Origin of the sequence: Methanomethylovorans sp. PtaU1.Bin093 (assembly GCF_002067275.1) — an archaeon.
Lineage (GTDB): Archaea > Halobacteriota > Methanosarcinia > Methanosarcinales > Methanosarcinaceae > Methanomethylovorans.
The window spans coordinates 1-18,902 of sequence record NZ_MVQX01000095.1; the positions used below are offsets into that span (position 1 = coordinate 1).

Annotated in this window: 20 protein-coding genes; 14 read left to right on the forward strand and 6 right to left on the reverse strand. The window is 40.8% G+C overall.

Features of this window, described 5'->3' with window-relative positions; all coding sequences use genetic code 11:
- Window positions 1–247: 247 nt before the first annotated feature.
- On the forward strand, window positions 248–1,384 hold the full coding sequence (locus tag A4E24_RS10475) for an MFS transporter (RefSeq protein WP_292353322.1): 1,137 nt from the start codon (window positions 248–250) through the stop codon (window positions 1,382–1,384).
- A 79-nt stretch (window positions 1,385–1,463) separates the two neighbouring features.
- Here A4E24_RS10475 and A4E24_RS10480 read toward each other — a convergent pair whose 3' ends face one another.
- Window positions 1,464–2,204 carry an SIMPL domain-containing protein gene (locus tag A4E24_RS10480; RefSeq protein WP_292353324.1) on the reverse strand — a complete coding sequence of 247 codons (741 nt, stop codon included), beginning with the start codon at window positions 2,202–2,204 and terminating at the stop codon, window positions 1,464–1,466.
- Window positions 2,205–2,606: 402 nt separating this feature from the next.
- Between A4E24_RS10480 and A4E24_RS10485 the strand changes: the two genes are divergently transcribed.
- The gene (locus A4E24_RS10485; RefSeq protein ID WP_292353326.1) at window positions 2,607–3,911 is read left to right on the forward strand and encodes a M18 family aminopeptidase; all 1,305 of its coding nucleotides are present in this window, start codon (window positions 2,607–2,609) and stop codon (window positions 3,909–3,911) included.
- 688 nt (window positions 3,912–4,599) lie between these two features.
- Here the strand turns inward: A4E24_RS10485 and A4E24_RS10490 are convergent.
- The 3 genes from A4E24_RS10490 to A4E24_RS10500 form a co-directional block, all read right to left on the reverse strand.
- Window positions 4,600–4,740 carry a hypothetical protein gene (locus A4E24_RS10490; RefSeq protein WP_292353327.1) on the reverse strand — a complete coding sequence of 47 codons (141 nt, stop codon included), beginning with the start codon at window positions 4,738–4,740 and terminating at the stop codon, window positions 4,600–4,602.
- 9 nt (window positions 4,741–4,749) lie between these two features.
- Window positions 4,750–5,259, reverse strand: coding sequence for a hypothetical protein (locus A4E24_RS10495; protein WP_292353329.1), 510 nt, complete (start codon window positions 5,257–5,259; stop codon window positions 4,750–4,752).
- 579 nt (window positions 5,260–5,838) lie between these two features.
- Window positions 5,839–6,873 carry a TIGR00341 family protein gene (locus A4E24_RS10500; protein WP_292353331.1) on the reverse strand — a complete coding sequence of 345 codons (1,035 nt, stop codon included), beginning with the start codon at window positions 6,871–6,873 and terminating at the stop codon, window positions 5,839–5,841.
- Window positions 6,874–7,163: 290 nt separating this feature from the next.
- On the opposite strand from A4E24_RS10500, the gene A4E24_RS10505 reads away from it, so the two are divergent.
- Window positions 7,164–9,020 carry an AMP-binding protein gene (locus A4E24_RS10505; protein WP_292353333.1) on the forward strand — a complete coding sequence of 619 codons (1,857 nt, stop codon included), beginning with the start codon at window positions 7,164–7,166 and terminating at the stop codon, window positions 9,018–9,020.
- Between the two features lie 321 nt (window positions 9,021–9,341).
- Here A4E24_RS10505 and A4E24_RS10510 read toward each other — a convergent pair whose 3' ends face one another.
- Window positions 9,342–9,809 carry a hydrolase gene (locus tag A4E24_RS10510; RefSeq protein WP_292353335.1) on the reverse strand — a complete coding sequence of 156 codons (468 nt, stop codon included), beginning with the start codon at window positions 9,807–9,809 and terminating at the stop codon, window positions 9,342–9,344.
- Window positions 9,810–10,006: 197 nt separating this feature from the next.
- On the opposite strand from A4E24_RS10510, the gene A4E24_RS10515 reads away from it, so the two are divergent.
- The gene (locus A4E24_RS10515; RefSeq protein ID WP_292353336.1) at window positions 10,007–10,621 is read left to right on the forward strand and encodes a GNAT family N-acetyltransferase; all 615 of its coding nucleotides are present in this window, start codon (window positions 10,007–10,009) and stop codon (window positions 10,619–10,621) included.
- Between the two features lie 180 nt (window positions 10,622–10,801).
- Here A4E24_RS10515 and A4E24_RS10520 read toward each other — a convergent pair whose 3' ends face one another.
- A complete protein-coding gene (locus A4E24_RS10520; protein WP_292353338.1) occupies window positions 10,802–11,320 on the reverse strand; it encodes a hypothetical protein in 519 nt (172 codons plus the stop codon).
- Window positions 11,321–11,416: 96 nt separating this feature from the next.
- On the opposite strand from A4E24_RS10520, the gene A4E24_RS10525 reads away from it, so the two are divergent.
- The 10 genes from A4E24_RS10525 (at window position 11,417) to A4E24_RS10570 (ending at window position 18,739) form a co-directional block, all read left to right on the forward strand.
- Complete coding sequence (locus A4E24_RS10525) at window positions 11,417–11,539, forward strand: hypothetical protein (protein WP_292353340.1); 123 nt, start codon at window positions 11,417–11,419, stop codon at window positions 11,537–11,539.
- Between the two features lie 580 nt (window positions 11,540–12,119).
- Window positions 12,120–12,833, forward strand: a complete 714-nt coding sequence (locus tag A4E24_RS10530) for an endonuclease NucS domain-containing protein (RefSeq protein ID WP_292353342.1) — start codon at window positions 12,120–12,122, stop codon at window positions 12,831–12,833.
- 695 nt (window positions 12,834–13,528) lie between these two features.
- Window positions 13,529–14,377: a hypothetical protein gene (locus A4E24_RS10535; protein WP_292353344.1), complete on the forward strand. Its 849-nt coding sequence runs from the start codon at window positions 13,529–13,531 to the stop codon at window positions 14,375–14,377.
- A gap of 342 nt (window positions 14,378–14,719) precedes the next feature.
- Window positions 14,720–15,013 carry a ferredoxin-thioredoxin reductase catalytic domain-containing protein gene (locus A4E24_RS10540; RefSeq protein ID WP_292353346.1) on the forward strand — a complete coding sequence of 98 codons (294 nt, stop codon included), beginning with the start codon at window positions 14,720–14,722 and terminating at the stop codon, window positions 15,011–15,013.
- A 25-nt stretch (window positions 15,014–15,038) separates the two neighbouring features.
- On the forward strand, window positions 15,039–15,497 hold the full coding sequence (locus A4E24_RS10545) for a (Fe-S)-binding protein (protein ID WP_292353347.1): 459 nt from the start codon (window positions 15,039–15,041) through the stop codon (window positions 15,495–15,497).
- Window positions 15,498–15,518: 21 nt separating this feature from the next.
- On the forward strand, window positions 15,519–16,763 hold the full coding sequence (locus A4E24_RS10550; RefSeq protein ID WP_292353349.1) for a formylmethanofuran dehydrogenase subunit B: 1,245 nt from the start codon (window positions 15,519–15,521) through the stop codon (window positions 16,761–16,763).
- Window positions 16,763–17,167, forward strand: a complete 405-nt coding sequence (locus A4E24_RS10555) for a molybdopterin dinucleotide binding domain-containing protein (RefSeq protein ID WP_292353350.1) — start codon at window positions 16,763–16,765, stop codon at window positions 17,165–17,167. The genes A4E24_RS10550 and A4E24_RS10555 overlap by 1 nt, the downstream gene beginning before the upstream one ends.
- Before the next feature lie 30 nt (window positions 17,168–17,197).
- Window positions 17,198–17,623 carry a hypothetical protein gene (locus A4E24_RS10560; protein WP_292353351.1) on the forward strand — a complete coding sequence of 142 codons (426 nt, stop codon included), beginning with the start codon at window positions 17,198–17,200 and terminating at the stop codon, window positions 17,621–17,623.
- Window positions 17,624–17,699: 76 nt separating this feature from the next.
- Complete coding sequence (locus A4E24_RS10565; RefSeq protein WP_292353352.1) at window positions 17,700–18,218, forward strand: metal-dependent hydrolase; 519 nt, start codon at window positions 17,700–17,702, stop codon at window positions 18,216–18,218.
- Window positions 18,219–18,256: 38 nt separating this feature from the next.
- Window positions 18,257–18,739, forward strand: a complete 483-nt coding sequence (locus A4E24_RS10570; RefSeq protein WP_292353353.1) for a hypothetical protein — start codon at window positions 18,257–18,259, stop codon at window positions 18,737–18,739.
- Window positions 18,740–18,902: the final 163 nt, after the last annotated feature.

Sequence of the window (18,902 nt, forward strand, 5' to 3'; positions counted from 1 at the left end):
GACAGCTTTTTGCTTTAACTTACATCAATTGAAGACACTCAAACATAAAGGAATTATTTAGGATAGCGGTAGCTACCCTAAAATAAAAGAAAAAATGCAAAAAAGAAAGCAAAAGCAGAGATAGAGAGAATGAATGTCACTTCAAGCTTATGATGACATAAAAAACAGAGGGTTAATCAGAATCCTCTATTAGTTGTGAGGACATTCCTGATTTAAGCTTATCGTTCACTTTCAGGTATGGTCATTCATGAAAAAAGAGAGATTCCTTGTATATGCTTCAGTATTCCTCATAATGGGATTATCCAATGCTGTCATACCCGTGCTTCCAGAACTGGCATCAAGAGATCATGCGGCTCATAGTGCCTTGACTTCTTCTTTATTGTTTTCGGCATATTTTATCGGTGCATTTCTTACGATGTTGCCATTTGGCCTTTTGTCTGATAGATACGGAAAGAAAAAACTCATCGTTTTCAGCATGTTTCTCACTTCTATCGCAGGAATAATGTTGGTGAGATTAGAAGGGACCTATTATCTTACTCTTGCCAGGTTGATAGAAGGTACTGCATGCGGGGCTTTTTTTCCTTCGGCATATTCTTTACTTTCAGAATATAAAGAAAAGACCAGATTTTTTGGTGAGCTCAATTTCCTGCTAAATGCCGGTTTAGCAGCAGGCGTTATTATTTCGGGTTACCTTGCACAAAATTTTATCAAAGGAGGTATTTTACTGTTCACCATATTTTCTATCTTATTGCTCTTCATAGGTCTTCGGGATCTATACTATGCTGAAAAAGTGAGAGATAGGAACAACATCAGGTCGGTAGATATCCACACAGACGCTGTTTCAGATATAAAGAGCATATCTTTCCGGAAAAATAATCTGATAATATGGTCAAGTTCGTTCTTACTATTTGGAGTCACAGGAGTGGTGTTAGCCCTATATCCGGATTATAGTGCCGGTCTTTTGAGCAAGACTGAGCTTAGCATGGCCATTGCAGGGATGTATGCCAGTTCAATGATAACAAACATCGTTGCAGGAAGGCTTCACCTGCACCATGCAGCTATGTTCAGAAGTGGGCTTATCCTTGCTGCATTGGGCACAACGCTTGCTGTATACCTTCCAATACCCGGTTTTATTTTAGTAGGTACAGGATCAGGCATAGGTCTTATTGGACTTCCTGTAGCAGTATCTTTCATGCAGGGCAACAGAGGCCTTTTGATGGGGATATTCAACACATATACCTATGCAGGCATGGGATTCATGCCGATCATTGCAGGTACACTGATTCCTGGGTCTGGATTTAGGCCTGTTTTTTTCTTATGCAGCCTTGCTCTTTGTCTGCCTGTGTTCATGAAATACAGAGTGGAAAGTGAGAGTAAAGTATAATTTGACTAGAAAGAAAAAAGACCACCGGTTGCTGTCGGTGGTCTGGGGTTGGATGGTGGTTGGCTGATGGACCGGATCCTTATCCAATGTAGTATGTTACCTGTACTGACATTGAAACTGTGGACTCGCCCGGCTCAATGGGTGTGGAAACCTTTCCTGCTCCTGTATCCATCGCTGCTTCTGCCACTGGGTAGTAGATGGAGTTCCCATTCTCGGATATGGATGCTGTCTGCACACCTGTGACCTTAAGATCCAGGCTGCCGGCAAGGGCATTGGCCTTTGATGAGGCATCGGCTATGGCTTCGTTCATGAGGTCTTCACGGAGCTGTTCCTGCCTGTCATCAGATACTGAGAAGGAGATGCTTCCTATCTGATTGGCTCCTGCGGCTGTTGAACTGTCGATGATCTGGCTCAGGTTGCCGATCTTTGTGGTTGTGACCTGCACACTGTTGGATGCTGAGTAACCTGTGATGGTCTGTTCCCTGTCATAGTTGTAGACCGGGTACACGGATACATAGGATGTCTGTATTTCCCTGTCCTCCAGACCCAGTGCCTTGAGTTCTGCGACGACAGCGCTCATGAGGGCTGCGTTCTGATCGGATGCGTCCTTTGCAGTGTCAGCCTGGACCACGACACCTATGCTTAAAGAGGCTGTGTCAGGCACCACCTTCTCTTCGGCATACCCACTCATGGTTATTGTGTCGGCAGTGTTCGATCCATTCTGCGAAATGGCATATATCGTTAACGCCATTACCAGCAGGACGACTGATAACGCAATGATAGCTAAATATGATCTATCGTTTTTATTTTCCTGTGACATTTTCACACTCTCCTTGTTAGATGCATTATTAACCGGTGAGTCTGTCTTGTCATGGCCGGTTATTGCATGTTATATAAGGAGCTGCACATATTAAAGAATTGTCTAAACTTCAAATGAATTTGTAGTTATATGTGAAGATAGATACCGGTAATAAAAATACAACTTATTTGAATCCCACATCTTCAAAAATTAGATAGTACCTGTTTCCCACATTTACATCTTTGTTAATAAGCTCGATATAATTTATGTTACTATATATTCTCTTTTCAGTATGAAGTTACAGTATTAAGTATCCTGAGGATTTATTATCTACTACAATGTTAAAACAAAAGAAAAAAGATTATGCGAGAAACCATTGCAAAGCTGAATTATACACAGTACATCATGGGGAAGGTGGCAAATATGGATCATATTAGGGATTATATCAGTGATTTTTTCGGGTTCATGAAAAAGGCAACAACATCCGTTCAGACGGTGGATGCCATAAGAGAACGTCTGGAAGCTGCAGGCTTTATGGAGCTGGAAATGAGTGAGCCATGGACGTTGAATGCGTCGGGGAAATACTATTTGACCCCTTATCCTTCCATGTTGGTGGGCTTTACTGTCGGAAGCGGTCAAATTCTGGCAAAAAGTGTTAAGATGATCGCTGCTCACACGGACAGTCCCGGATTCAGGATCAAGCCCGATCCGGAAGTGAACAGTGAAGGAATGCTGACACTAAACGTGGAACGTTACGGCGGACCTATTCTAAATACGTGGTTCGATCGTCCTTTATCCATTGCCGGAAGAATAGCGGTGAGGTCCGATGAGGTTCTGAGGCCGAAAGTGATCCATCTGGATCTCCAAAGACCTCTACTTATCATTCCCAATCTGGCCATACATATGAACCGCGAGGTCAATAAAGGCGTGGAGATCAAGGTCCAAAAAGAAATGCAACCTCTTTTGACCCAGTTGCTTGAAGATGAAATTAAAGGTAACCATCTTCTGGAGCTGGTTGCTAAGGAGGCTGGGGTCAGTCGTGAGGATATCCTGGACATGGACCTGAACGTCTATTGTTATGAAGAAGGTATGTTGGTGGGCTCAAAAGAGGAATTCATCTCATGTCCGAGGATCGACGATCTGTCCATGGTATACGCTGCTATGGAAGCTCTTGTAGGGTCGGAACATAAGGACGGGATCAACATGGTTGCATTCATGGACAATGAGGAAGTAGGTTCTATGACCAGGCAAGGTGCCGACTCTGTGATGTTGAGCAATGTTCTTGAAAGGATCCTTATGGGAACGACAGGGAGGGAACAACAAGCCACCCTGCAGGCCATGAACTTCTTTGTGATCTCAGCCGACTGTGCCCATGGATTACATCCCAATTACAGTGAAAAGAGCGATATCACCAATAAACCTGTTATGAACAAAGGCATAGCTATCAAGATCAGTTGTAATCGTTCTTATGCATCTGAAGTGGATACCATTGCAGCTTTTCAACAGCTGTGTGACAAAGCAGGTGCGAAATATCAGAAATTCGTGAACCATTCGGACCAGTCGGGAGGAACTACCCTGGGTCCGTTGCTTACCAAATATATGCCTGTTCATGTGGTGGATGTAGGAGTACCGATGCTGGCAATGCATTCTGCCAGAGAGCTGACGGGCAAACAGGACTTCCTGGATTCTATAGAGATATTCAGGACATTTTACCAGTTGGAGGAGTGATAAATATGATGGCATAGTTTGATATACTGGATATTTTTTCAGTTTCTCCAAAAAAGAAAGATAGCTGGAAAGTAAAGTTTAAAAATCACATTTCTTTTTCTTCACTATGATTTTTATGTTTGTTATACAATACCAAATATAACGAACCAATACATATGTGAAGTCCACCTAATGCCACAAATATGCTGTTTTTACTGGATCCTGCAGCGATAAAAAAGCATGCTAGAAACGCATTCTAAGTCAGAAGAAAATATTTAAAAACAGAGGCGGTCCTGAAAACTACGGGAAAACTTGAGAAGTTGGTCACAAGGCTTGACCTCCAACAATGAAGTTTATTACGGGATCAGGTTTTATCCTGTCCTGAATTTACTTCACTTTCCAGCTTACGCGTTCATGAAGTTTATTACGGGATCAGGTTTTATCCTGTCCTGAATTTGCTTCACTTTCCAGCTTACACGTTCATGAAGTTTATTACGGGATCAGGTTTCACCCTGTCCTGAATTTGCTTCACTTTCCAGCTGACTTCCTTGTGACCAATTTATAGTATCTATTTAATGATATAAATTGCTGACGGTCATATTACTGCAAGTTATTTAATGAAGTGAATACATGACTCAAAATTGTGTCTTTTATTTTTGAATTCCGAATGATTAAGGTTTAAGGTCATGAAATTTGGTCTCATTTATTTTCATGAGAAAACCTGGATGCCGAACTGAGAGATGTTATCCTTTGCCTTTCTGGTGTTTACTCCTACAGATACGATCCCATTAACCATCTTCAGTATGGACATCATCTGGAAGAACAAGACCACAAAGACAGAATGTTTCATAATAAGCAACTACAATTTCTGGCAACGTTCACAGTAGTAGATGGACCCGCCCAGATAATTCTCTTTAAGCTTATTACCTCCACAGATAGGGCAGGGAGTTAATAATGAATTTTTGCTAAACATGGTAATGTAACTACCAGATCTGCCAAATAGGTCCTTCTCGGTATCTCTTCCGTTGTTTTCGGTCATTTTCTTCAAAACTGACTTGAGCGCACCATATAACTTTTTGAACTCGTCATCAGAGATATCCGCTATTTTGCGTTTCGGATGGATCCTTGCAGTAAACAGGATGTCCTGAAGAACTCCGTTTCCGAGCCCTGGTATCCGTTGTTCTGTTGCAAGGAAAGCCTTAGCCGATAGCTTTAAAACCTTTTCGTTTTTAAGGGAGCAAAAATAGTCAAGATCAAAGTCATCGCAAAGGGGGGATGTTTTTTCCTTTGCAGCAATATAATATTCGTTATTATTATCACCATCTCGATATACGCTTAAACCACCATACATCTGTATGAAGGAAACCAATGCGGTCCTATCCTCAAACTCAATAAATAGCTGGTGTTTCTTCCAGCATATGTGTACCCTGCACACATTTAAAGTAATATTATTAACGGTAACTAAAAAAAAGGTATTCTCCTATAAGAATTTATCTAAATGCTCTTCAGATGATAATTAAGCAAAACATGGTCACACATCGCCTGCTTTCGATAACAGATAGATCTGTGAGGATTTAGTTCTGTAGAAAAGGATCAAGAAAAAAATAATGGAGATCAGAAGATAATAGATGCAAACGCAATTGTGAGCGCAAGACCCAAAAAGCATTCTGTAAGCTCTGACACGGAATCACCTTATGTGAAAAGAACGGCTACGATCATAGACGAAACATAGCAGAGTAAAGCTATATGGATTGTTGTTTTCAAGCACGTTTTTTCACTCGTTTTTTTGGCGCATATATAAGCAAATAAAGTATAAAAAGGTTACTATATTAAAAGACTTTTTAGGAGATTGACATCTCTTGTATAAAAATCGGGTTTATTTCAACTGCCATGAAGCATCTCAGTAAAAACTAAAAAATGACATAACATCATTAGGTCACACCATAAATTAGTTTAGCGTTTTGGGAATGGTAAAATTCGTATCTGCATATACCAGTCCATTTCTGTTGATAGTATCCATTTGTACAAAGCGGATTCTTAGTTCAATTCTATTTCCATCAGGAGGTGCTGGTAAACTATCCTCGATAATACCCACTTGTTCAGCCGAGGGAGGAATAAGACCTCCTATTACAGCCCTAACAATTGTAATATTTGATCTTTTTTCAAATGAGGTGTCTATCAAATAACTTCCTGATAAAAAAGATATTTCTTTATCAAGAGTTGATTTGGTCGATTCTTCAAATAATTCGCTTTTAACAGCTTTTTGAAGATTGGCACTTAAGATAAGCCCCAGTAAAATCAAAACGCAAATAGTTATAATGTTGCGCCTGATAAATTTTTTTAATTCGAATAATTCCATTTTACTGGTTTTATGAATTTTATTCAACCACAAAATAACAGAAGCAGCAAACTGAATAGCAACCATATTGGTAAAAACCAGCAAAAAGGCCCCCATGGCTAATGTTATTTCACCTCTTGATAATAATATACTCCCTGATGCCAGTGGTGGCACCAGAGCCGTGGAAATGGCTACGCCGACAATACCTGTGTTCAGACGAGGGGAAATAGTAGCATATGCTGCAGCAGCTCCACCTGCCAGGCCAATCATTAAGTCAAATATATTAGGTGCTGTCCTGACAATGATTTCATTAGTTAGAAACACATTTCTGTGAATAAGACCAATAATGAAAGCTGTAACGACAATTCCGATGACTCCTTTGATCAATGTAGAAACACCAGTTCTGAAGAGATCGTGATCATTATCTGCTAATGCTAAGCCCATACCTATTATTGGTTCCAGTAACATAGCTATGATCATAGCTCCTATTACTACAGCAGGACTATTAGCTAATAAGCCATAACTTGCAATGACAGTGGCAAGAATATTCATAAAGAAATATGACCAGCTGAAAAATGCATTATCTCTAATGGTTTTGTATGTGACACCATCCCTTAAAAAGACACTTTTTTCACTAACTCCCATATTCGTACCCCCACATTTAGGTTACATTGATACTTATCTTTTCGAGTTTGTTTTTACGCCAATAAACATCTCATAAGAATTTTCACATATAGAGCTTCTGCTTAAAGCATATCTTTTTTTGTCTTCGCAGAACTAATTTATGTCATTTTTAGTTTTATATGGATAGTCACTTTTTGTAGTGATGGAGAAGATAGATAGAGAAAAAAAAAGAAACATAATGATCTAAACTTCGGATATACCCTCAAATAAAAAAAAAGCATTAAAATACATTGACCACTTCGACATGTATAATGACAGCAGAAAAATCGCACTACCTCACACCGCATGAAGTGGCTAAAAAGCTTAGGGTCGAAACCAAAACCGTGCATACATGGCTTCAGGAAGGGACCATGGATGGCGTAAAACTGGGCAGGCTCTGGAGAATTCCACGCTCTCAACTTGAGCAGGCAAACGATAATTCTTTTACACTGAACGCCCGGATATTAAATGTTAAAGAGATCCCTCGCAATATGTGCGACTATGATAAGGTAAGAGAAGAATGGAGCAATGCGATTCCCGAGTATTTCAACTTCGGATATGACGTTATTGATGCCTGGGCAAAGGAAGACCGCAATAAACTTGCCATGATATGGGTCAATCAGCAGGGAGAAGAGAAAAAGTACACCTTCAGAGACATGATGAAACTCTCCAACCAGGCAGCAAATATCCTGATCAAATATGGGATCAATAAAGGAGATAAAGTCGTTCTGATGCTTCATCGCGTACCTGAATGGTGGATATTCGTAATTGCACTCATAAAGCTGGGTGCTATAGTGTGCCCATGCCCGACACTTCTGACGCCAAGTGATATACAGTACAGGATCAATGCAGGCAAATTCAAAATGATAATTACTGATATGGAAAACTCGCTTAAGGTCGATGAGATACGAATGGAATGCCCCACCCTAAAAGAATGTATGGTAATTGATGGAAAAAGAGAAAATTGGGTCAGTTTCCAGCACGAGTTATTATATCCTGCACCCGTTTCACATAAATCTGTATCAATACCTGCACTTACTCATTCCACTGATCCGATGATGATCTATTTCACCTCGGGGACCACCGGTAAGGCCAAGATGGCGCTGCATAACCACGCATATCCATTGGGCCACAGGGTCACTGCAGAACTATGGCAGGATCTGACCGAGAACGACCTGCATTTCACCTTCTCGGATACCGGCTGGGCAAAATGTGCATGGGGAAAAATATTCGGACAATGGATCGCTGGTTCATGCATCCTCGTGTATGACATCAGAGGAAAATTCGAGGCAACTGAGCTGCTCCCTCTTATCGAGAAGTATGAAGTCACAACCTTCTGTTGTCCACCCACCATTTACAGGATGCTTATACTTGCCGACCTGAAAAAGTTCGACCTAACTCAGCTTCGTCATTGCTGCAGTGCAGGCGAACCGTTGAATCCTGAAGTTATCAAAGTGTGGAAGGAAGGAACAGGCCTTAACATCTATGAAGGCTACGGCCAGACAGAGACCTGTTGTGCGATTTCATCGTTTGCATGCCTGGAGAACAAGCCGGGTTCAATGGGAAAACCATCCCCAGGATGGAATATTGAGCTTCATGATGAAGAAGGGAACCCTGTCAATAAATTTGAAGAAGGAAGGATCGCCATCTCTCTTGATCCGCGACCTGTGGGTCTTCTTGTCAAATACCTTAATAACGATGAAGAGAATGAAAGATCGTTCCAGAACGGATTCTATTACACTGGCGATAAGGCCTATATGGATGATGACGGCTATTTCTGGTTCGTAGGCCGCGATGATGATGTCATCAAAAGTTCAGGATACCGCATAGGTCCTTTTGAAGTTGAAAGTGCTCTTCTTGAGCATCCGGCTGTGCAGGAATCTGCCGTTATTGGTACTCCTGATAATATAAGGGGTATGATAGTCAAGGCTTTCGTAGTGCTGAACGAAGGATTTGAACCATCGGAGAAACTCATACAGGAACTTCAGAACCATGTAAAGCACACAACTGCACCCTACAAATACCCCCGTTCCATTGAATTCATGAATGAACTGCCAAAGACCATTGGAGGCAAGATCATGCGGAAAAAACTTAGGGAAATGGAATTAAAAAGGCTTCAGAGCGAATGATACAATAAATGTAAGTTAAGGAAAGCTAACATTTCCTACTCATTTTTCTTTATTATTTACTAATTTTCTGTAATGAGTGTCTTTTTAGTAATAGAGGATGAAATTCCCATCGATATTCAATGCTCTGTGGAAATTGTTTTACTTTGCCTTTTGCTTTCTTTTCCATCCAGTTATGGAAATTTTTAGTAACTTCTTTGATCCTGATGGCTTATAACGGTTAAATCCGCTTTTTCAAAAATATATCGTGTAATTTCTTGGAGAAGCCTAGAAATCCAGGCTTCTTCCACGCCTCCCACCTTTCTGCCCACGACTTACTGCAACTCACTTAATCTCTGCCAGGATCACAACATAGTTCTTTCCGTATTTCTTTGCGCATTTGGGACATGTTGTGTACCACATGAACCATTTTCTGATCTCAATCCCCTGCTTTTGTGCATATGACTTGAAGTCATCGCCCCATTTTGCCGTATCTTTGAATGGTCCTTCATATACCTTGCTCAGGAATCTGCCACTAAGAGTGGTGTTCTCAGCACCCGGTACCTCCCTGTCAACTGCCAGATAAAGGTCCATGTTCCATTTTGAAGTGTGATCAGAAAGACAAAGCCATTCAGGAATATTCGCACCTGCATTTCGTACTTTTCCGTCAAGTCTTTTCATCACCCGGCCAAAGTTAACGGGCATATAGAAAAGTGTGAGGACCTTATCCTTAACAAATCTCTTGTCTTTCCATTCAAAGATCTTTCCGTCCCACGGTCCGGCCTCAAATTTTGGACAGCATTCTTCGTCCATACTAATACCTCTATCAATTAATAGAAATTGTGAGGTATAAATAGGCTTCTTTTGGCAGTGCAATGAAAGCAGTGCCAATGAAAAATGAAGCGTCAGCATAGTTCAATGATAAAATTTCCCATCTGTGAGGATGTAGATAAGGATCTTTTATATAAGTCAGATTTCTTATCATTTCTGAGAAAGTGGAGAGAACAATAATGAATATTTCTATAAGGCAAGAGGAAGAGAAGGACTTCAAAGATGTAGAATACCTGACAAGAGAAGCATTCTGGGATATATACAAACCAGGATGCGATGAACATCTTGTATTACACAAAATAAGAAAAGTATCTGCATTTGTAAAAGAACTTGATCTTATTGCATGTGATAAAGATACAATTGTAGGCAACATAATCTATTCAAGAGCTAGGGTCGTAAATGAGGAAAATAAAGAATTCGAAGTTTTATGTATGGGTCCAATTGCAGTATTGCCATCATATCAAAATCAAGGGATTGGTTCTTTATTGATGGAACATTCTATAGAAAAGGCGAGGCAGTTGGGATATAAGGGTATAGTTATTTTTGGAAACCCAGACTACTATCATCGTTTTGGTTTTGTGGACGCTAAAGAATATAATATCCAGACATCCTGGGGTGATAATCTTGATGCGTTTATGGCATTAGAGCTCTACGAGAACAGCTTGAAGGGCATTTCAGGTAAATTTTTTGAGGATGAGGCTTTTAAGATCGATAATGCCGAGCAGGAGAATTTCGAAAAGCAATTCCCATATAAAGAGAAACATGTTACGGACACTCAATTAAAACAGATTTGATCAATAACATGATCTTTGGTTACTATAATTAACAAAGTATGATAGTCGGTAAAAATCGAATAAAAAGAACAGCTGCCATATTGGCAGTTTCTCTGCTTATGGTCATTGCAATGATATTTGTTTCAGGTATGGTATACGCTGATCTTTGAACCGGATTGACTTAACAGACTAGTATTGTTCCTACATTTTTTTCATGGAACTAATAGCAGCTATCAACTCATCGGGGCGATTTGAATCAATAAGAAGGCTTTTCCCATTAGTGAGTTTTATCAGCACCTTTTCATGACTGCCACATTGATATATGGTCTTATTTGGATAACGACGGATCCTCCAGTTATTGATCCCGTCAAGCAGTCCTCCTTTTGATCTTTGAGAGGATTCAATTAAGTCAAAGGGAAAGTGCCTGAAGATCCGTTGTGTTGGACGGTACCTGATATGCAATCCGTCATGCCGGACTTCAGTTGTCATTTCCATTTTAGAGAAGAGAAAACCTATTATTGCAAAAACGAGTACAGGAATACCTGCTAAAATGAGAAGGACTGAAGGAGCTTCAGGAACTATATAAAATATGGATAAAAGAGTCCCCACATTTATCATCATCATTAACCCTGCAAGAGCAAAGAACTGCATCCATTTGTCAAAATACTGCTTTTCCTGAAAAATAAGACCGTTTTCTGATTGTATAGCTGACATGCCCATGATCCGTCCTGAAATATGGCTAAATAAGGCAATATAGTATTAGTAAATAATTATATTAATACCTGATTGTCGATCAATACAATAATTGGTGGAAACATGGCAAGATTTTGTAAAGTATGCGGAAGCAAAAGTGGCAGATGTAACCATGTGATACTGGAATTAAAGAAAAAGGAAGAAGATCTGAGTGAACAGAAGAACAATATCGTGAAAAATGATTGATCACTTTTGCTTATGCGATGAAGACCCCCTTAGATATGCCAAGGATCGACTTGAAAGAACATATATCCATCAGAAAGAAAAGAAATGATAACAAAAGTTGCTATCAAAATAAGTTTTATTGAAGTCATTTGTCCTGTTCACAGGTCAATGCATGAAATATTCGATGCACGCCCGTTGGACAAAATCTATCATATTGTCCTTCAATTTTGCTTCTTGTTCTGAAAGCTGTTCTGTATTCAGGTATCTAAAATAGATTTCCTGGAACTGAATAAATGTCGTTTTGTCTCGTTCCATAGAATTCCCCTCATATGGTATGTTAGTTATATGTACAATATTAGTATATAAATTTTTCACGCAATTACTGTTATTGATTGTACTTGAATAGAGAAAGGTAAGCACTTTTAGCCAGATTCTTTGATCAGCCACATTATTGTGCATAATTTGCACTCTATTGCAGGTAAATTTAGAAAGTTGATGTGTGCCTGCCTGAACCATACACTCATATAGTTGATGTCAAATGGATACTGATCTAACCGGAAGTTTGAAAATGATCACATATAGGCTTTATATGACTGCTGGAATGAAAGACGAAGATGCTGGGTTCTACCATACTTTACTTGATGCGATCAAGGAAAAGCATGGGATCGGATATGGATGTGTGGACATTACCACTTTGAACGATGCTGAAAAAGAACAACTTGTAGAGGATCTCAGGATAATAAGCAGGAAAAATGGGATCGGTGTTGTCAGCAAAGGCAGTGGAGTGCTCCCCATTTCCCGCAGGAAGAAGCTTGGGAAAATATGCATACTGCTAAAGCTGGAGAATGGCCAGGTTACGAATGTTTATCCTCATGAGATAAACAAGAAGAGGATAGATATTGCTTCTCATTTGAAGAGGGCGCTGAAAGCAAGCTCTATGAATGAGATCATGGATCACAGTTCCATTTCAGAGCAGGACATTGCCAGAATGATCTCCACTTTTCCTGAACTCATAGAGGAAGGACTGGAGTTCGTTGACACTGAAGTAGAGACAGAAGGGGGAAAGATAGATGCCGTATTCAAAAGTATGAAGGATGAACATCTTTTGATAGAGATCGAGATAGAGGCCAGGGATAATGCCATAGGACAGGTACAGAGATTTGTCACGTATTCAGAAAAGTACAATATCCCCCGGGAAAAGATCAGATTGGGGATCGTCTGTGCAAGAATAGCTGATAGCAGATTGAAAGCCTGCATTGGCGCAGGCATAGAAGTTTATGTACTCGGTCTGGAAAAGAAAAACCCAGATGCATAACAGCTTACCGATATTATTTACGAAAAATGTGCTAAAAGTAAAATGTGGGGGACTAATACCCCCGAAAAAAGTTATTTAGACTAATTACTTTCTTTTCTGCTCTTTTGCAGGTGCTGGGGACTTTACACCCTTCTTCTGTGCATCCTTCTTTTGTTCCATTGTTTTCACCTCATCAAAGAATACTTGTTTAACAAAACCTTTCGGTAAATTTTAGGAATTACTTCCTTTTCTGCTCTTTTGCAGGTGCTGGAGCTTTTACTCCCTTCTTCTGTGCGTCCTTCTTCTGTTCCATTGTTTTCACCTCATCAAAGAATACTAAATGATCAATAGCATACGGTAAATTTAGTAATTACTTCCTTTTCTGTTCCTTAGCAGGTGCTGGAGCTTTTACTCCCTTCTTCTGTGCGTCCTTCTTCTGTTCCATCAATTTCACCTCCGTCCGGATAATACCGACTTGCCATAATATACGAATCGACTGACGTAACGACCCATTCAGGCAGTTGCTCAATCTAGGTTATTATTTGTATTAATAATATATAAATTTAATTATATTCAAAGTGCCAGTTTCTTAGCATTAGATCCTGACCTTGAAATAACACATCGGCTGAAATGAATTGTGATACGTTCGCTTTATCCGACGAACATACCAGGATCATGCAAAAACATTATTGCTAAGGATATTACTATTCTTTAATATGGATAGTTTCAACCTGGTGACCCATGAACCAAGAATGCTGGTAGTGACCGGTGAAAAAACATTTGAGGAAATGAAAGAACTGGCCTGGAACAAAAAGACCACAGCTTTTGGAGGACTTAAGAATCTTCTGTCGCGACCAAAACCTGAAGATATTACTATAACTCATTCAGAAAAACAATACAAACCTTTCTGGCATGCTGTCTGTTACACACACTTTGAATATAAGCGTAATTGTGAATTCACAGTTAAGATCAGTGATCCTATAGTTCAGAAAGTAACGATCTGCGGTGAAGAAAAGACCATAGATCCACAAAGGAACATCACACTTTCACGCATAGAACACTGTCTGGAATCCAATAGAAAAGAGATCTTTGTCGATGCCTACACTGAAAATGAAGAGGAACTTTCCAGATATATCACCATGTCCATAAGGGAACTTGCACAGACCGAAGAGCTGAATGAAGAAAACACTATAGTACTTCCGGTAAAAGTAAAGGCTGCATACATTGTCAGGAAAATCTTGACCGAAATGCTAAAACCCATAGATGCTGATGAAATACTGGATGAGACCGTGAGCATAGATACCCTGGACCTTTATTTCAGGCCAGTTTATGCTTTCGAGTATAACTGGGTCCCGAAGAACAAACAGAACGTGCTGGAGTTCGACGGCATCACCGGCGAGTTCTATTCAGGGAAAGTTCTCAGGGAAAAGATGACAGAGATCTTCACTGAGGACGCTTTGTTCGAGATCGGTGGTGAGATCGCAGGCTTCATTGTTCCGGGTGCGGGAATACCTGTAAAGATACTTCAGGAATCAAGAAAAAGAAAGAAAGTGATCGATAAATAAAAATTATTAGGGATCACTAAAACGTCCAGTGCTATTGTTATGATAAGTACGACTTCCGCCGTACATGGGCACCCCATAAAAGATCCTTTTCTGCGGGAGTGAACATTATTTAAATACCTTCCCGCAAAAGCTATAAGAATAGAAAGATAGGCAATCAATAAGCGTTACACATTTAATACATCCCCTTCATAGTATATTGGAGTGGACCCTTTGGATCATATATTTATTCCTGAAACATGCCTGGAAATCCACAATTCCCGCAATGATCGTATTCTCAAAGGACCTGCGGGTCTGAAAAAAGTAAATGGCCCAATAGATCAATATTGAATTCTGGTGAGATGAATGGTCAAACATGAACACATAGTCGAAAAGACAAGAGAATGGCTTGTAAGATATGCAGATAAAAAAGGATACATCCTTAACCCTGATGAAGAAATGCTGCATATAGTCATCGATGGCCTTACAAATAACAGGAATGAACTTGGACGCCAGTACTGTCCCTGCAGGATAGTTACCGGAAACAAGGAAGAGGATAAAAATATAATCTGTCCATGTGTGTACCATGAAGAAGAGATCAAAACAAATGGAAGTTGTCATTGTGGCCTGTTCTTCAAGAACAACGGCGATGGGCAGTGAAAAGGCCTGAAGGAAGACGGTGATCATGCCAACTCTAATGGAGATCTACCAGCTGCTGCCAAAAACAAACTGCAAAAAATGTGGAAAGGCTACCTGTATGGCCTTTGCAGTGGATCTGCTGGCACGTAAGCTAAGTATAGAGGATTGCCCACCTCTCAAGGAAGAAAAGTATCGGTCAGGCTATGAAAAGCTCAATGATCTGATAACTCCTGTGGGTAATGTCACTGAAACAGGTTTTCTTGTGCATGAAGACAAATGTATCGGCTGTGGCAACTGTGTAGTGGCATGTCCGGTGAACGTGGTGGGAGATCCGGAAGGAACAGGTAGCGGCAGGGCACCGAGCAATGATAAGGTGATCCTATACATAAAGGACGGTATAGTCCGGCCAGTGAATATCCACGAATGCCGCCGTTTTGGTCCCAACAAGACATTATGCTATGCATGCATAGACACATGTCCTACGAAAGCAATAGAATTCGTATGATCCCTTACAGGAGTGACAATATTGGATAAAGGACCATTCGTTTGCACAGGCTGTGCCTTACTGTGTGATGACATTACAGTGGACTTGCAGGACAACAGGGTCATTGGAGTTAATACAGCCTGCCTGAAAGGTGTTTCGCGCATGAAAGGCTGCAGTTCGCCCATGACATGCACAGTGGATGGAAAAACTGTTGATGTAGACACTGCAATAAAGGAAGCTGCCAGGATACTGGAAGAAGCAAAGCATCCTCTTATCTTCGGGCATGGGAATTCCACACTGGAAGCCCAGAAAAAGTCCATAGAGCTTGCAAGAGAACTTGGTGCACATATCGATGATACATCTTCTTTCTGTCAGGGACCTCTGGTCGAGGCTATCCTCAATGAAAAAATACCGACCTGCACTCTGGACGAAGTGCGACACATGGCTGACGTGATCGTGTTCTGGGGAGCGGACCCTTCACATTCCCATCCGCGGCATCTTTCCATGTATTCTTACTTCCCCCGGGGAAAACAGCGCCAGAGAGGCTGGGAAGAGGACCGGACAGCCGTAATTATAGATGTAAGAAGATCCGATACTGCTGCCGTTTGCGGCGATAAGCTCTACGAGATACCAGTTGGAGCGGATCCGGAATTCATGGATGCTCTTCTTAATGCTTTAGCAAGTAAGGTTCCAAAGACATCGTTCAATATGGATCCCAAAAGGATATTGGAATTAGCAAATATACTGAAAAAGGCAGAGTTCGGAGTAGTGTTCGCAGGTCTCGGCATGACATATTCCCTGGATTCGCTGGAACCTTTGTTCAGATTAATGGACAAGCTAAATGAAACTGCAAAATTCCATCTGATACCCATGGTGGGACAATATAATATGCGTGGTTTTGATCACACCCTTTTCAGGGAAACCGGTCATATCAACAGGGTATATTTCGGAGGAGAAGAGGTCGAGCACGGACCTCAGCGATCTGTGGTGGAACTCATCAGGAATAACATTATAGATGCAGCTATGATCATTGGCTCTGATCCCCTTGCAAGCCTCCCAGGACCTCTCGCAAAGAAACTTAGTAAAATCCCGTTAATTACCATTGACCCATGCGAGAACCTGACCTCCAGAATATCCAAAGTGACCATTCCCTCTGCTCTTAGCGGTGTTGAATGCGGGGGCACTGCGATACGTATGGATGGTGTGGAAGTGGTACTTAAACAGATCATTGAAACTAACAGGCTTACAGACGAAAAGATCATTGCCCGTATCATGGAGGAGATCTGATGGGATTCGGACAATTCCTCACAGAACCTGAGTTCAAGCTCATCATCGTTACCCATAGGGATGTATTCCAGAACACCGCCCAGGAAAACTCCAGGTTCGGTGAACAATATGCAGAGCGTTCTTCAGTCATAAGACTGGATAAGGATGATATGAAGAAGATGGGAGTGAAAGCAGGAGATCTGGTTGTCGCAAAAAATGCTTCCGGAAGAGTGGTATTAAAAGCTGAGAGTTCAACCCTTGAACAGTCTCATCCGGGAACAGCGTTCATGATCAATGGGCCCTGGGCTAATGCTCTTGTGGCTGCTGATACCGGGGGCACGGGTGTACCTGCTTTCAAGAATATAGAAGTGATGCTGTCGAGATCAAAAGGAGAAAAGGTTACCTCGCTTGCTGAACTTATCTAGCATGGCTTGTACGGGTAGAGAGGATATGGCATGAACGATGCAGAAAGCTTTTGGGAAGGGAAAAGATATCTGATAGTGACAGACAGATCAAAGCCAGCTATCAAATTGACCATCGATGAGCTCAAGAAGAGAGGCATGTCCGTGCAGGTTCTTGACATTAAAGATCTGGGTGGATCTCAGGTCCAGGCTGCTCTTGAAGCTTTGTCCCTGCCGGTGGAAAAAGTTGTGATAGGTATAACAGCTATGGAACCTGCTGATATCATACAATATCTTCTTGGCAAAGGTTGTAAGGATATCTGGGTCCACTGGAGGACGGATACTGAAAAAGTACGTGAAATGTCTTCAGGTGCAGCAGGCCATATCCTGACAGGCAGATGTCCGATGCTGTATCTTGGTAATGGATCGAGCATCCATGGGGTGCACAGGTTAATTGCGCGTTCTTTCGGAAAGTATTGATCTTTTTGTTTTACCGGAATACACTCACGGTATGGCAAGGTACAAGATTTTATCATTGAATATAAAATGGTGAACCATGGTAAATTCTCTATCCCATGCGGGGATCGGTCTGCTCATTGTTCTACTTTCGGGATTGCGCGGAAGGGAAAGTAAACTGGTGGTTTTGTTCTCGATACTTCCTGACCTTGATTTTATTCCATATGCCATATTCCTTCTGCTGGAAAAGTACCTGAGCTCGGAGATGCGAAACAGTTTGTTCTATTTGATGGGACATCGGGAGTTCATGCATTCTATGTTGTTCATTATAGTAGTTGTGCTGCTCCTCCACATAATGGAAAAGAACCTGCGTCTTACGATCGCATGCTTCCTGGCAATTCTTAGTCACGTATACCTGGATTATGCAACAAGCTGGAAAATGCGCCCTTTTTTTCCTATTATAAAAGAAAGCTCTACCCTCGGAGCCTTTGATTTCTTTGACCCCATCGTAACTGTGATTTCCCTGATACCTCTGTTCATACTGTTGTTATTGTATCAGAGAAATAAAGGAAAATGGACCCCTTATACAGATACCTGCAACAAAACAAGAGGACAATAGCAGTTTCTTTGTCATGTGTTTTTATTATCTGGTGCGCTTTGGCGCCCGTTGTTAAACTCATGCTGGCAGAACATGTCTCAGCTACGGAAAACTATGATATTTCATATCAGAACATGGCACCGATATCATTCGGAAAGTTCCTTGGTGCATACAGCTTTAATGACACGCATTATAAGATCTTTGAAGCAAGTTACTGGAAAGGCGTACACAGATCCGATCTTATTCCAGTGAACTCTTATGAACATGTAACCACAGAGAATTATGAATACATCTCAAGAGTTGCAGCATTGTATGATTCCAGCTTGCCACAGGAGATCGATTATCCAGTGTACAATATCACAGGGAACTCGACCACAGCTATTGTTACGGTTTCAGATGCCAGATCAGTTTACGTGAAATACTGGGCATATTTCAAGGTAGAATATACATTCATCTTCGATAAAGAGAATTCTGGTTACGTGGTCTTCATGAAAGACCAGAGGGACATCAAAAGACCTGTGCCTTTGAACAGATTTAATTGACACATAATGTATTAGGGTCCTCTGAGATTTCCTCTCTATTACAGTAATAATCATCCTTTTTTAGATTATCATAGGTTTATAATCTACTCCCTAACAAAAGTACAGCCTATTTGATTTTTAAATCAAAATTAAAGCAAAATAAAATCGTAAAATTTATTGAGGA

What these genes read in the sequence shown, in the direction of transcription:
- A4E24_RS10475 (WP_292353322.1), top strand. Translation starts at nt 248, where the DNA reads ATGAAAAAAGAGAGATTCCTTGTATATGCTTCAGTATTCCTCATAATG.
- A4E24_RS10480 (WP_292353324.1), bottom strand. Translation starts at nt 2,204, where the DNA reads ATGTCACAGGAAAATAAAAACGATAGATCATATTTAGCTATCATTGCG.
- A4E24_RS10485 (WP_292353326.1), top strand. Translation starts at nt 2,607, where the DNA reads ATGGATCATATTAGGGATTATATCAGTGATTTTTTCGGGTTCATGAAA.
- A4E24_RS10490 (WP_292353327.1), bottom strand. Translation starts at nt 4,740, where the DNA reads ATGAAACATTCTGTCTTTGTGGTCTTGTTCTTCCAGATGATGTCCATA.
- A4E24_RS10500 (WP_292353331.1), bottom strand. Translation starts at nt 6,873, where the DNA reads ATGGGAGTTAGTGAAAAAAGTGTCTTTTTAAGGGATGGTGTCACATAC.
- A4E24_RS10505 (WP_292353333.1), top strand. Translation starts at nt 7,164, where the DNA reads ATGACAGCAGAAAAATCGCACTACCTCACACCGCATGAAGTGGCTAAA.
- A4E24_RS10510 (WP_292353335.1), bottom strand. Translation starts at nt 9,809, where the DNA reads ATGGACGAAGAATGCTGTCCAAAATTTGAGGCCGGACCGTGGGACGGA.
- A4E24_RS10515 (WP_292353336.1), top strand. Translation starts at nt 10,007, where the DNA reads ATGAATATTTCTATAAGGCAAGAGGAAGAGAAGGACTTCAAAGATGTA.
- A4E24_RS10520 (WP_292353338.1), bottom strand. Translation starts at nt 11,320, where the DNA reads ATGGGCATGTCAGCTATACAATCAGAAAACGGTCTTATTTTTCAGGAA.
- A4E24_RS10525 (WP_292353340.1), top strand. Translation starts at nt 11,417, where the DNA reads ATGGCAAGATTTTGTAAAGTATGCGGAAGCAAAAGTGGCAGATGTAAC.
- A4E24_RS10530 (WP_292353342.1), top strand. Translation starts at nt 12,120, where the DNA reads ATGAAAGACGAAGATGCTGGGTTCTACCATACTTTACTTGATGCGATC.
- A4E24_RS10535 (WP_292353344.1), top strand. Translation starts at nt 13,529, where the DNA reads ATGGATAGTTTCAACCTGGTGACCCATGAACCAAGAATGCTGGTAGTG.
- A4E24_RS10540 (WP_292353346.1), top strand. Translation starts at nt 14,720, where the DNA reads ATGGTCAAACATGAACACATAGTCGAAAAGACAAGAGAATGGCTTGTA.
- A4E24_RS10545 (WP_292353347.1), top strand. Translation starts at nt 15,039, where the DNA reads ATGCCAACTCTAATGGAGATCTACCAGCTGCTGCCAAAAACAAACTGC.
- A4E24_RS10555 (WP_292353350.1), top strand. Translation starts at nt 16,763, where the DNA reads ATGGGATTCGGACAATTCCTCACAGAACCTGAGTTCAAGCTCATCATC.
- A4E24_RS10560 (WP_292353351.1), top strand. Translation starts at nt 17,198, where the DNA reads ATGAACGATGCAGAAAGCTTTTGGGAAGGGAAAAGATATCTGATAGTG.
- A4E24_RS10565 (WP_292353352.1), top strand. Translation starts at nt 17,700, where the DNA reads ATGGTAAATTCTCTATCCCATGCGGGGATCGGTCTGCTCATTGTTCTA.